Genomic DNA, 11670 nt, shown 5'->3' with positions numbered 1-11670 from the left:
GGGTATCAACATATCTGGCGTTGACTTTTGGCACGCTGTTGAGTTCTCAAGGAACGGAAGCTTCCTTCGAGACCGTTTCACCGGCCCCTCCGGGCTTTCCCTTCGTTGTCTCCAACCTTACCAGATCCGTTTCGCGTTTCCGCTCTTCGTTTCCGGCCCCCTGCTGGAGCGGGGTTTTTGTCTTCCGGCTTTCGCCTTTCGACGTTCCAGACTTTATCAGACTCTTTCGGGTCCGATTACCGTCCGGGTTTCGCCTCAATGAATAGCGACGCAAAAGACCACTCAGAAAGTTCTTTCCGAGAGGTGCGATGCGATCGACAGTCTTTCGAAGCGGGCTAGATCCTAGCCGCAGACCCTCGAACATGTCCAGTTCGGGGCAACTGCTCAAATCTACCTCCCCTCGCCACCCGTGTCAACGGGTGTCTTGGGGCGAAGAGGAGGCTAGCAGGTCAGCCGCCTCCGACGCACATCGCCGGCATCGGCCGTACGGGTCACGCCGCGGTGGGGAGGACGTCGCTGCGGTCGCCCCTCTCCAGGTCGCCCGTCTCGCCGGCGAGGGCGGCGCGGCGCCCGACGACGAAGACGTAGACGAGGAACAGCAGCTCGGCGGTGACGCCGATACCGATGCGGGCCCAGGTGGGGAGGCCGGAGGGGGTCACGAAGGCTTCGAGCGCGCCGGAGAGGAAGAGGACGGCGGCGAGGCCGATGGCCATCCCGATGGCGGCCCGACCTTCCTCGGCGAGGGCCGTGCGGCGCGGACGAGGGCCGGGGTCGATGACGGTCCAGCCGAGGCGGAGCCCTGTGCCGGCGGCGACGAAGACGGCGGTCAGTTCGAGAAGACCGTGCGGGAGGATCAGCCCGAGGAAAGTGTCGAGGCGGCCCGCGGAGCCCATGAGACCCAGTCCGAGACCGAGGTTGAGCATGTTCTCGAACAGGACGTAGAGGACCGGGAGCCCGAGGAAGACGCCGAGGACGAGGCAGTAGCCGGCGGCCATGGCGTTGTTCGTCCAGACCTGGGCCGCGAAGGAGGCGGCGGGATGGCTGGAGTAGTAGGTCTCGTACTCGCCGCCGGGGCGGGTCAGGGCGCGCAGTTCTTCGGGGGCGGCGATGGCGGACTGGACCTCGGGGTGGGTGGCGACCCACCAGCCGATGAGCGCTGCGACCGCAGTGGAGAGGAGTGCGGTGGGTACCCACCAGTGGCGTGAGCGGTACACCGCGGCGGGGAAGACGCGGGTGAAGAAGAGGGCCGCGTCGCGCCAGCCGGGGGTGCGGGCGCCGGTGACGGCGCTGCGCGCGCGGGCGACGAGGGTGGTGAGGCGGCCGACGAGTGCGGGGTCGGGGGCGCTGGACTGGACGAGGGAGAGATGGGTGGCGGCGCGCTGATAGAGGGTGACGAGTTCGTCGGCTTCCTCCCCCGTGAGGCGCCGACGCCGGCGCAGCAGGGTGTCGAGCCGGTCCCATTCGTGGCGGTGGGCGGCTGCGAAGACGTCGAGGTCCATGGGCGCTGCTCCTGGCTGGCCGGGGAGGTCCCAGCTTGGCAGAAGGGGCACACTGGGCGCTCCGGGTCCGGGGTGGGCAGGAGGAGGGTTCCCGCATGAGTGAGGCGAGCGCGGCGGACGGTGCCGGGCGTCTGGTGACGGGTGAGGCCGTCGAGTTGGGGTTGCATACGGCGAAGCTGCCGAGCCGGGCGCTGGCTGCGGCGCTGGACGGGGTCGTGTACATCGGCGGTTATCTGGTCGTCTCGATCGTGCTGACGGTGGCGACGGCGTCGATGGACGACGCGGCGGTCGCTGCGGTGTACGTGGCCTCATTGCTGCTGGTGCTGATCGGGGTGCCGATCGCGGTGGAGACGCTGACGCGGGGGCGGTCGCTGGGGAAGCTGGCCTGCGGGTTGCGGGTGGTGCGGGACGACGGCGGGCCGATCCGCTTCCGGCACGCGCTGGTGCGCGGTGCCGTCGGGGTCGTGGAGATCCAGATGTTCCTCGGGGTGATCGCGTGCATCGCCTCGCTGGTGTCGGCGCGGGGGCGGCGGGTCGGGGACGTGTTCGCGGGGACGCTGGTGGTGCGGGAGCGGATTCCGGTGCCGCGGGCGGCACGGCCACTGCCGCCCGCGCCGCCGTGGCTGGCGGGGCAGTTGGCGGGGGTGGATCTGTCGGCGGTGCCGGAGGGGCTGTGGCTGGCGGTGCGGCAGTACCTGTCGCGGGTGCATCAGCTGGATCCGCAGGTGGGCTGGTCGATGGCGGAGCGGCTCGCGGGGGACGTGGTGGCGTGCACGGGTGCGCCGGTGCCGGAGGGAACACCGCCCGCGGCGTTCCTGGCGGCGGTGGTCGCGGAGCGGCAGGGCCGGGACGCGCGCCGGGTCTTCGGCGCTCCGGTCGGTGCCACGGTGGATGCCCCGGTCGACGGGAGCACGGAGCGGGGTAAGGGCCTGGGGGCCGTGCCGCCGGTGGGCTGGGGGACGCCCGGTGCGGAAGGCGAGGTGCGGGGGGAGGCGGTGCCGCCCGTGGGGGGAGGACAGGCTCCGCAGGCGCCGGTCCCTCAGTCCCCCTCCTCGCCGTCGTCCTCGTCCACGGGCTTCGCGCCTCCGGCTTGAGGGGTCGCCGGCGCCCGCGGCTGGGTCAGTCCGCCGTGGCGAACCGGGACGGGGGTGACTCGAGGTCCTCGAGTTCGATGCCCGGGGCGGAGAGGACGACGTCGCCGGCGATGTGGACGGTGTGCTGTTCACCGGTCTCCAGGTCGTTGACCTGGTATTCGTCCACGAGCAGGGGGGCGTTGTCAGTGGGGTGTGCTTCGCTCTTGATCAGTGCCCACGACTGGTCGAGGGTGCGGGGTGCGAGCACGGGGGGCTGGAATGCGACAAGGCGTACGCGGGTGGCCGGGGAGCCGGGACGCAGGCGGAGCAGCCGCGCGGTGGCGATGTAGAACGCGGGTGACCCGCCGGTGAAGGCGTGGGCGGGGACGTTGCCCTCCTGAGCGTCTTCGCCGGAGGGGTCGGTGCGGACCCAGGTGAGGCCGTCGAGGGCGGCGCCGCGGACCTGCCAGCCCGCCGCGTGCAGTTCGAGGCGGATGGGGCGGCCGAGTTCGTCGATGGTGAGGTCGACGGAGCCGGCGTGGGCGCCGTCGGGGTGGGTGTTCTGGGCGGTGTAGCGCCAGCCGGTGGGACCGGTGGCGCAGTGGAAGTGTTCTTCGCCGAGGGGGGTGTGGTCGTGGGTGTCGTGGAACGAGTAGCGGCCGCGGGGCATGGTTCGACCTTACAAAGCGGGCCGGGGCCCGACGGGGCAGGCCCCCGCCGGGGGCGGGGGCCTGCGGGGTGGCTCTTGTGCTGCCTGTGGGGCCGGTGGCGCGCGGTCGTGCGGGCGGCCCGGGCGGCGTCAGTAGCGGTAGTGGTCCGGCTTGTAGGGGCCCTCGACCGGGACACCGATGTAGGAGGCCTGCTCCGGGCGCAGGGTGGTGAGCTTGACGCCCAGGGCGTCGAGGTGGAGTCGGGCGACCTTCTCGTCGAGCTGCTTGGGAAGGACGTAGACGCCGATCGGGTACTCCTCGGGCTTGGTGAACAGCTCGATCTGGGCCAGGGTCTGGTCCGAGAAGGAGTTGGACATCACGAACGAGGGGTGGCCGGTGGCGTTGCCCAGGTTGAGCAGGCGGCCCTCGGACAGCACGATCAGGACCCTGCCGTCGGGGAAGGTCCAGGTGTGGACCTGGGGCTTGACCTCGTCCTTGACGATGCCGGGGATCTTGGCGAGGCCGGCCATGTCGATCTCGTTGTCGAAGTGGCCGATGTTGCCGACGATCGCCTGGTGCTTCATGCGCTGCATGTGCTCGGCGAGGATGATGTCGCGGTTGCCGGTGGTGGTGACGAAGATGTCGGCGGTCTCGACGACGTCCTCGAGCACGGTGACCTGGTAGCCGTCCATCGCGGCCTGGAGGGCGTTGATGGGGTCGATCTCGGTGACGATGACGCGGGCGCCCTGGCCGCGCAGCGACTCGGCGCAGCCCTTGCCGACGTCGCCGTAGCCGCAGACGACGGCGACCTTGCCGCCGATGAGGACGTCGGTGGCGCGGTTGATGCCGTCGATGAGGGAGTGGCGGCAGCCGTACTTGTTGTCGAACTTCGACTTGGTGACGGCGTCGTTGACGTTGATCGCCGGGAAGAGCAGGGTGCCGTCGCGCTGCATCTCGTACAGGCGGTGGACGCCGGTGGTGGTTTCCTCGGTGACGCCGCGGATCTCGGAGGAGAGCTGGGTCCACTTCTGGGGGTTCTCGCCGAGGGTGCGGTTGAGGAGCAGCAGGATCTGCTCGTACTCCTCGCTGTCGGCGGTGGAGGGGTCGGGCGCCTGGCCGGCCTTCTCGAACTCGACGCCCTTGTGGACCAGGAGGGTGGCGTCGCCGCCGTCGTCGAGGATCATGTTCGGGCCGCCGGTGGGCGCGTCGGGCCAGGTGAGGGCCTGCTCCGTGCACCACCAGTACTCGGCGAGGGTCTCGCCCTTCCAGGCGAAGACGGGGATGCCCTGCGGGTTCTCGGGGGTGCCGTCGGGGCCGACGGCGATGGCCGCGGCGGCGTGGTCCTGCGTGGAGAAGATGTTGCAGGAGGCCCAGCGGACCTGGGCGCCGAGGGCGGCGAGGGTCTCGATGAGGACGGCGGTCTGCACGGTCATGTGCAGGGAGCCGGTGATGCGGGCGCCGGCCAGCGGCTGGGTGGCCGCGTACTCCTCGCGGATGGCCATGAGGCCGGGCATCTCGTGCTCGGCGAGGGTGATCTCCTTGCGACCGAAGGTCGCCAGGGAGAGGTCGGCGACCTTGAAGTCGTTGGTGACGGGGGACATGCAGTCTCCTCGTGGGGTGCTTCCAGAACGGACATCGGCTTTCCGCTGCGGGGCAGGGGGAGGCATGCGGACATACGTCTCCCTCGACCGCAGCTCAGCCCGTCGGAGGCCCTCTCTCCCTCGGCCGGTCCGTTTCCGGACCGCCCGACCGCCATCAGCAGCGACGTCTGGCTAGGGACGAATCTACACCGAGTGGCCGGGCCCGTCCGGAAGGTGCGTGGAGGTGGTGTGAAGGGGGTCAGTCCGTCGCGGGGGCGGTGGGGGCGGCCGACTGCTCGCGGTAGATGTCCGGTTCGAGGTAGATGACGCGGGCGATGGGCTCGGCCTCGCGGATGCGGGCCTCGGCGGCGTCGATGGCGCGGGCGACCTCGGCGGCCGTGTCGTCGAGGTCGACGGCGATCTTGGCGGCGACGAGGAGTTCGTCGGGGCCGAGGTGGAGGGTCCGCATGTGGATCACGCGGGTGACGGTGTCGCCGTCGACGATGGCCTCGCGGATGCGGGCGACGACCTCGGGGCCGGCCGCCTCGCCGAGGAGCAGCGACTTGGTCTCGGAGGCGAGGACGAGCGCGATGACGACGAGGAGGACGCCGATGCAGAGGGTGCCGATGCCGTCCCAGACGCCGTCGCCGGTGATCAGGGACAGGCCGACGCCGATGAGGGCGAGCACGAGGCCGACGAGGGCGCCGAGGTCCTCGAGGAGGACGACGGGGAGCTCGGGGGCCTTGGCGGTGCGGATGAACTGGCTCCAGCTCTGCTCGCCGCGGACCGCGTTGGACTCCTTGATGGCGGTGCGGAAGGAGAAGCCCTCGGCGATGATCGCGAAGACCAGGACGCCGATGGGCCAGTACCAGTGCTCGATCTCGTGGGGGTGCTGGACCTTCTCGTAGCCCTCGTAGAGCGCGAAGACGCCACCGATGGTGAACAGCACGATGGAGACGAGGAAGCCGTAGATGTACCGCTCACGGCCGAAGCCGAAGGGGTGTTCCTCGGTGGCCTTCTTCTTGGCCTTCTTGCCACCGAGCAGGAGCAGCGCCTGGTTGCCCGAGTCGGCCACCGAGTGCACGCCCTCGGCGAGCATGGACGAGGAGCCGCTGAAGGCGAACGCCACGAACTTGCTCACCGCGATGGCGAGGTTGGCGCCCAATGCGGCGACGATCGCCTTGGTTCCGCCTGACGCGCTCATAGGTGGTGGTGGTCCCTTCCCTCGGCTCTGCTCTTTGCCCGGTCTTTACGGCATTACGGCGGGACATTCTTGCAGGCCGTGGTTCGCGTGGTGCGTCAGGCCACCACGGTGGCCCGGAAGACGGTTCCCTCGCCGGTGAGTTCGACCTTCTCGCCTGCGCGAACGTAGGCGGACTGGCCGCGCTCCAGGGTGAGTTGCGGTGCCTCGGGGTCGCCGGGGGTGCGCACGGTGGCGGTGCCTTCGGTGCAGAGCAGGATCTGGGCGGTGCGGTCGTGCGGGGTGCGGGGTGCGGCGCCGGCGGCGAGCGAGTAGCGGGAGAGCCGGAACTCGTCGATGGGGGTGCCGTAGAGCTCCTCGCCGTCGGGGGACGCCTCGGGGCGCAGGATCCCCGCGTCTCCCGCGTGGAAGCGGACGATGCGCAGCAGTTCGGGGATGTCGACGTGCTTGGGGGTGAGGCCGCAGCGCAGCACGTTGTCGGAGTTGGCCATGATCTCGACGCCGAGGCCGCTGAGGTAGGCGTGGGGTATTCCGGCGCCGAGGAACAGCGCTTCGCCGGGCTGGAGCCGGACGTGGTTGAGGAGCATGGCGGCGATGACGCCGGGGTCGCCCGGGTAGGCGTGGGCGATGGCGGCGTAGGCGGCGTAGGCGTCGGCGTGCGGTCCGCCCTCGGCGGCGAGGCGGCCGGCGGCCTCGGTGGCTTCGTCCACGGTGCCTGCCATGGCGTCGCGTTCGGCTCCGAGCACGGCGGTGAGGACCTCGCGGAGCGCGGCCTCCTCGGGGTGGGCGCGCAGGAGGTCGGCGTACGGCTTGAGGGAGTCGACGCCGAGGCCGGTGAGGAGGGCCGCGGTCTCCTCGGGGTGGCGGAAGCCGCACAGTCCCTCGAAGGGGGTGAGCGCGACGATCATCTCCGGCTTGTGGTTGGCGTCCTTGTAGTTGCGGTGCGGGGCGTCGACGGGGATGCCGCGGGCCTCCTCGTCGGCGAAGCCGGCGGCCGCCTGGGCGAGGTCGGGGTGCACCTGCAGGGAGAGGGGGGAGCCGGCGGCGAGGAGCTTGAGCAGGAAGGGCAGCCGGGGGCCGAAGCGTTCGACGGCGGGGGTGCCGAGTTCGCGGCCGGGGTCGGCGGCGATGACCTGGTCGAGCGGGACCGGACCGTTGCCGCGGTCGATGCGGGACGGGGCGCCGGGGTGGGCGCCCATCCAGAGTTCGGCCTGCGGCTCGCCCGTGGGGGTGGTGCCGAGCAGTTCGGGGATGGCCGTGGCGGATCCCCAGGCGTACGGGCGGATGGTGTTGGTCAGGCGGTCCATGCGGTCATGATCTCCCGGTGGAGGTGATGGCGAGGTAAACGGAGGCGAAATCCGTGACGGCGAGGAGTTCGACGGCGGATTCCAGGTCGCCCCCCTCGGCGGGGGCGAGTTCGCTCATCGGGGTGTCGTGGGTCGTGGCGAGTTCGCGGGCGAGCGGGGCGGAGCCGGCGGCGCCGTTGCCGGTGCGGTGCAGGAGCACGACGCGCAGGCGCAGGTCCTCGGGCTCGTCGACGCGGTCGCGGAAGAAGTCCTCGGGGTCGAGGGCGCCGGCCAGGGAGCCGGCGAGCAGCGCGCCGTGGGTGTCGAGTGCCTCGGGGAGTTCGCCGTGCAGGGCGGGGCGGCCGGCGCGGGCGGCGATGGCCGCGGCGAAGCGCCGCGCGGCGACGGAGGCGACAGGTCCGTCGCTCCACATCACCGGCAGGGATTCGGCGAGTTCGGAGGCGAGTGCCTTGGCGGGGTTGCTGTAGGTGGCCGTTGCGGGGCCGCAGCGGGCGGCGACGTCGTCGAGGCGGTCGGCGACGCGCTCGACGGCGTCCGGCGGGGCGGCGAGCAGGCCGATGCGGTCGCCGAGGGCGAGCAGCGGGGTGAGCAGGGCCCAGAAGGCGCCGAGGTCCTCGGCGGGGTCGGCGGCCTCGCCCAGGACGCCCGCGACGGATGCGGGGTCGGGGGCGGGGGCGTACGGCAGGACCATGCCGCGCACCTGCTGGATCGCCTCGGCGATCGGTGAGCCGGCGGGGACGACGGCGGCGGCGGTGCAGCCGCGGCGGTAGGCCTGTTCGATGAGGTCGGCCAGGCCCGCCTCGGAGCCGGCGGGGCTGGCGATGAGCAGCAGGTCGAGGGGGCCGGCCCAGCCGGGGAGGGTCCACCGCAGGTCGTACGGGGCGGGGCCGGTGGGGTGCAGGGACAGCACGGGCCCGCCGCTGTTGCCGAGGGCGCCGAGCAGTTCGGCGACGGCGGTGACGGCGACCGCGCCGGGGCCGGCGACGAGGACGCTTCGGGGACGGCCGTCGGGCTTGAGTTCGCCGACGCCCGCTTCCTGGGCGAGGCGGGCGGCGGTGCGGACGCGGGCGCCGGCGGCGGCGACACCGAGGAGGAGGCCGCGGGTGTCGGCGCGGGCGAGGGCGTCGGGGTCGTCGAGCAGCGTCTCGTCCAGCATCGGGGATATCCTCCGGTCCGGTCCGGTCGTGTCGGGTGTCGCGGCGCGCCGTGCGGTGCGGGTGCCCGTGCCGCGCCGGTGGTGCGTGCGGGGGGCTGCCGGGGCGAGGCCGGTCGAGCGCGGCGTGCCGGGCGGCCCGGTCGCGTTACGCGGGGCGGCGGGCCTCGTCGACGAGGAGGACGGGGATGTCGTCGCGCACGGGGTAGGCCAGGCCGCAGTCGGCGGAGGTGCAGGCGAGCTCGGTGGCCTCGACGTCCTCGCGCAGCGGCGCGTGGCAGGCGGGGCAGGCGAGGATCTCCAGGAGGCTGGCTTCGACGAGCGGCATGGGTGGCGTCTCCCCTGTGGTCGTGGTGTCGTCGTGGTTTCCGGGCGGCCGCCGTATGGGGGCGGGCGCGTGCGGACCGGCGGATTCAGCCTATCGCCGGGGGCCCCGGCCCGCGTGACCGCGTCGGGTGCCCCCGGCACCGCCGGAGGGGGTGCGGCGCCTCCTCCGGCGGGGCGGCGCTCAGGCGCGGACGATGGCGAGGACCTCGTCGCGGACACCGGCCATGAGTTCGGCGTCGCGGGCCTCCACGTTGAGGCGCAGCAGCGGCTCGGTGTTGGAGGGGCGGAGGTTGAACCACCAGCCGTCGCCGGTGACCGTGAGGCCGTCGAGCTCGTCGGTGGCCGTGCCCGGGCGGTCGGCGTAGGCCGCGCGGACGGCGGCGGTGCGGCCGGCCTGGTCGTCGACGGCGGTGTTGATCTCGCCGGAGGCGGCGTAGCGGTCGTACTCGGCGACGAGCGCGGACAGCGTGCCGTCCTGGCCGCCGAGGGCGGCGAGGACGTGGAGCGCGGCGAGCATGCCGGTGTCGGCGTTCCAGAAGTCGCGGAAGTAGTAGTGCGCGGAGTGCTCGCCGCCGAAGACGGCGCCGGTGCGGGCCATCTCCTGCTTGATGAAGGAGTGGCCGACGCGGGTGCGGACGGGCGTCCCGCCGTGCTCCTTGACGACCTCGGGCACGGTCCACGAGGTGATCAGGTTGTGGATGACGGTGGAGCCGGGGTGCTTGGCCAGTTCGCGGGCGGCGACCAGGGCGGTGATCGCGGACGGGGAGACGGGCTCGCCGCGCTCGTCGACGACGAAGCAGCGGTCGGCGTCACCGTCGAAGGCGATGCCGATGTCGGCGCCGGTCTCGCGCACCTTCTCCTGCAGGTCGACGATGTTCTTGGGGTCGAGGGGGTTGGCCTCGTGGTTGGGGAAGGTGCCGTCGAGCTCGAAGTACATCGGGACGAGGTCGAGGGGCAGCCCGTCGAAGACGGTGGGGACGGTGTGCCCGCCCATGCCGTTGCCGGCGTCGACGACGACCTTGAGGCGCCGGATGGAGCCGAGGTCCACCAGGGTGCGCAGGTGGGCGGCGTAGTCGGCGAGCATGTCGCGCCCGGTGACCTCGCCGGGGGTGGCGTCGCTCGCCGGGAGGCCGGTCTCGGACCACTGCTCGACCAGTTCGCGGATCTCGGCGAGGCCGGTGTTCTGCCCGACGGGCGCGGCGCCGGCGCGGCACATCTTGATGCCGTTGTACTGCGCCGGGTTGTGGCTGGCGGTGAACATCGCGCCGGGCAGGCCGAGCTTGCCGCTGGCGAAGTACAGCTGGTCGGTGGAGCAGAGGCCGATCTCGGTGACCTTCGCGCCGCGCGAGGCCGCGCCGCGGGCGAAGGCGCGGGACAGGCCGGGCGAGGAGGGCCGCATGTCGTGGCCCGTGACGATCGCGTCGGCGCCGGTCACGGTCACGAAGGCCGCGCCGAAGAGCTCGGCGAGCGGCTCGCCCCATTGGTCGGGGACGACTCCGCGGACGTCGTACGCCTTCACGAGCTGGGAGAGGTCGGTCACCGCATGTGCTCCGCTCTGGAATCCGGTTGCCGGTGGATGGATCGTGGCAAGAGCCAACCTACCGGGCGGATCCGCACGGGCCGACGAGGAGCCCGGGGCACGCGAGGGCCCGGGACGGGTGGGACCCGGGACGGGTGGGGGCTGAGGGGGCGCCGGTCAGGAGTCGGGCGAGCGCAGGACGCGCAGGTGCCCGCGGCGGGCGATCTCCATGGGGTCGCCGCCGCGGCCGTTGGTGCCGTTGCCCTCGCGTTCCTGGGGGCGGGCGGCCTCGCGCACGGCGTTGGCGAGCGCTTCGAGGTCATCGCCGCTGGGGCGCGTGGGGCCGGTGTCCGTGGCGAGCCGTACGACCTCCCAGCCGCGGGGGGCGGTGAGGCGCTCGGAGTGCTCGTTGCACAGGTCGTAGCAGTGGGGTTCCGCGTAGGTGGCGAGCGGTCCGAGGACAGCGGTGGAGTCCGCGTAGACGTACGTCAGCGTCGCGACGGCGGGACGGCCACACGCGGTGCGCGAACAGCGACGTACAAGGCTCACGACGTTGGACGGTACCGCACTCTTGAGCGGGCCGCGACGACTCCCCAGGAGCTCACCCCGTCGTGTCGTCCGGGTTGGCCGGGAAGGTCCGACCTGCGCCCAACACACCTGACCTGCAAAGGGCCGGAAATGTGCGAGCGCCCCTCGGGCGGCACCGATCACCAAACGTCGCAAATGATGCCAAGAGCGATCGGCGAAGCGGTCGCGGCAGGAAAATCGCGCGGGCGCAGGGGGTCGGCGACCGTACATTCTGCGACATCGACGGGGATGTCCGGTCCTCGTCCCCCGTGGTGGTGGCAGCGGTCACGGAGCCGCATGACCGGGGCTCCCGACGGCTACTCTCAGAGGTGATGGACACCCCTTCGCCCGCACCGCGCCAGCGCCGCCGCGACCGACACGGCCGCGGCATGCGCGGCCCCATCGCGCCCCCGCAGGTGCCCCTGGCACGCACCCGCGCCGACGCCTTCGACGACCTGGTGCGCGACGCGGCGGATCGGCTCGAGCGGCGCTGGCCGCAACTGGCGGAGGTGGAGTTCGCGGTGCAGGAGGTGCCCTGGCCGCCGAACGGTGCCGACGGCGCCGCGGCCGACGGCCGGTTCGACGACGGGGTGCCGCTGGGGCGCCTGCTCGGCGGGCAGAAGGGCGACCCGCACCGCATCGTGGTGTACCGGCGGCCGGTGGAGATCCGGGCCAAGAGCCGCGAGGAGCGGGCCCTGCTGGTGCACGACGTGGTCGTGGAGCAGGTGGCCGAGCTGCTCGGGCTGTCGCCGGAGAACGTCGACCCCCGGTACGGGGAGGGTTAGGCCTCCCCG

Annotated in this window: 11 protein-coding genes; 2 read left to right on the top strand and 9 right to left on the bottom strand. The window is 72.3% G+C overall.

All coding sequences use genetic code 11. The features are described from left to right. Positions 1-491: 491 nt before the first annotated feature. Positions 492-1499, bottom strand: a complete 1008-nt coding sequence (locus OIE69_RS24450) for a stage II sporulation protein M (protein WP_326575620.1) — start codon at positions 1497-1499, stop codon at positions 492-494. Positions 1500-1594: 95 nt separating this feature from the next. Here OIE69_RS24450 and OIE69_RS24445 point away from each other — a divergent pair, with 95 nt between their 5' ends. Beyond that, positions 1595-2593, top strand: coding sequence for an RDD family protein (locus OIE69_RS24445; protein ID WP_326575618.1), 999 nt, complete (start codon positions 1595-1597; stop codon positions 2591-2593). A 25-nt stretch (positions 2594-2618) separates the two neighbouring features. On the opposite strand, the gene OIE69_RS24440 is transcribed toward OIE69_RS24445, so the two are convergent. From OIE69_RS24440 to OIE69_RS24405, 8 genes are all read right to left on the bottom strand, one after another. Further along, positions 2619-3242: a hypothetical protein gene (locus OIE69_RS24440; protein ID WP_326575616.1), complete on the bottom strand. Its 624-nt coding sequence runs from the start codon at positions 3240-3242 to the stop codon at positions 2619-2621. A gap of 129 nt (positions 3243-3371) precedes the next feature. Then, positions 3372-4823: an adenosylhomocysteinase gene (gene ahcY, locus OIE69_RS24435; protein WP_392567563.1), complete on the bottom strand. Its 1452-nt coding sequence runs from the start codon at positions 4821-4823 to the stop codon at positions 3372-3374. Positions 4824-5061: 238 nt separating this feature from the next. Further along, a complete protein-coding gene (locus OIE69_RS24430; RefSeq protein ID WP_326575612.1) occupies positions 5062-6006 on the bottom strand; it encodes a cation diffusion facilitator family transporter in 945 nt (314 codons plus the stop codon). A 95-nt stretch (positions 6007-6101) separates the two neighbouring features. Further along, complete coding sequence (gene manA, locus OIE69_RS24425) at positions 6102-7310, bottom strand: mannose-6-phosphate isomerase, class I (protein WP_326575610.1); 1209 nt, start codon at positions 7308-7310, stop codon at positions 6102-6104. Between the two features lie 4 nt (positions 7311-7314). Then, entirely contained in the window at positions 7315-8466 is a 1152-nt protein-coding gene (locus tag OIE69_RS24420; protein WP_326575608.1) for an SIS domain-containing protein, read from the bottom strand. A 145-nt stretch (positions 8467-8611) separates the two neighbouring features. Then, positions 8612-8791: a Trm112 family protein gene (locus OIE69_RS24415; protein WP_089222220.1), complete on the bottom strand. Its 180-nt coding sequence runs from the start codon at positions 8789-8791 to the stop codon at positions 8612-8614. A gap of 180 nt (positions 8792-8971) precedes the next feature. Then, positions 8972-10330, bottom strand: a complete 1359-nt coding sequence (locus OIE69_RS24410) for a phosphomannomutase/phosphoglucomutase (RefSeq protein WP_326575605.1) — start codon at positions 10328-10330, stop codon at positions 8972-8974. A gap of 156 nt (positions 10331-10486) precedes the next feature. Next, entirely contained in the window at positions 10487-10906 is a 420-nt protein-coding gene (locus OIE69_RS24405; protein WP_326581400.1) for a DUF3499 domain-containing protein, read from the bottom strand. A gap of 302 nt (positions 10907-11208) precedes the next feature. Here OIE69_RS24405 and OIE69_RS24400 point away from each other — a divergent pair, with 302 nt between their 5' ends. Further along, positions 11209-11661 (top strand): metallopeptidase family protein, encoded by a 453-nt coding sequence (locus OIE69_RS24400; protein ID WP_018559702.1) that lies wholly within the window; start codon positions 11209-11211, stop codon positions 11659-11661. The last annotated feature ends 9 nt before the right edge of the window (positions 11662-11670 follow it).

The organism is Actinacidiphila glaucinigra, from assembly GCF_035918135.1.
In the GTDB taxonomy this organism is placed as follows: domain Bacteria; phylum Actinomycetota; class Actinomycetes; order Streptomycetales; family Streptomycetaceae; genus Actinacidiphila; species Actinacidiphila glaucinigra.
The sequence above is the reverse complement of the archived record's forward strand: the minus strand, read 5'-3'. Positions and strand labels throughout refer to the sequence as shown.

Coding starts and splice junctions, on each gene's coding strand:
- OIE69_RS24450 (WP_326575620.1), bottom strand. CDS start 1,499: ATGGACCTCGACGTCTTCGCAGCCGCCCACCGCCACGAATGGGACCGG.
- OIE69_RS24445 (WP_326575618.1), top strand. CDS start 1,595: ATGAGTGAGGCGAGCGCGGCGGACGGTGCCGGGCGTCTGGTGACGGGT.
- OIE69_RS24440 (WP_326575616.1), bottom strand. CDS start 3,242: ATGCCCCGCGGCCGCTACTCGTTCCACGACACCCACGACCACACCCCC.
- ahcY (WP_392567563.1), bottom strand. CDS start 4,823: ATGTCCCCCGTCACCAACGACTTCAAGGTCGCCGACCTCTCCCTGGCG.
- OIE69_RS24430 (WP_326575612.1), bottom strand. CDS start 6,006: ATGAGCGCGTCAGGCGGAACCAAGGCGATCGTCGCCGCATTGGGCGCC.
- manA (WP_326575610.1), bottom strand. CDS start 7,310: ATGGACCGCCTGACCAACACCATCCGCCCGTACGCCTGGGGATCCGCC.
- OIE69_RS24420 (WP_326575608.1), bottom strand. CDS start 8,466: ATGCTGGACGAGACGCTGCTCGACGACCCCGACGCCCTCGCCCGCGCC.
- OIE69_RS24415 (WP_089222220.1), bottom strand. CDS start 8,791: ATGCCGCTCGTCGAAGCCAGCCTCCTGGAGATCCTCGCCTGCCCCGCC.
- OIE69_RS24400 (WP_018559702.1), top strand. CDS start 11,209: ATGGACACCCCTTCGCCCGCACCGCGCCAGCGCCGCCGCGACCGACAC.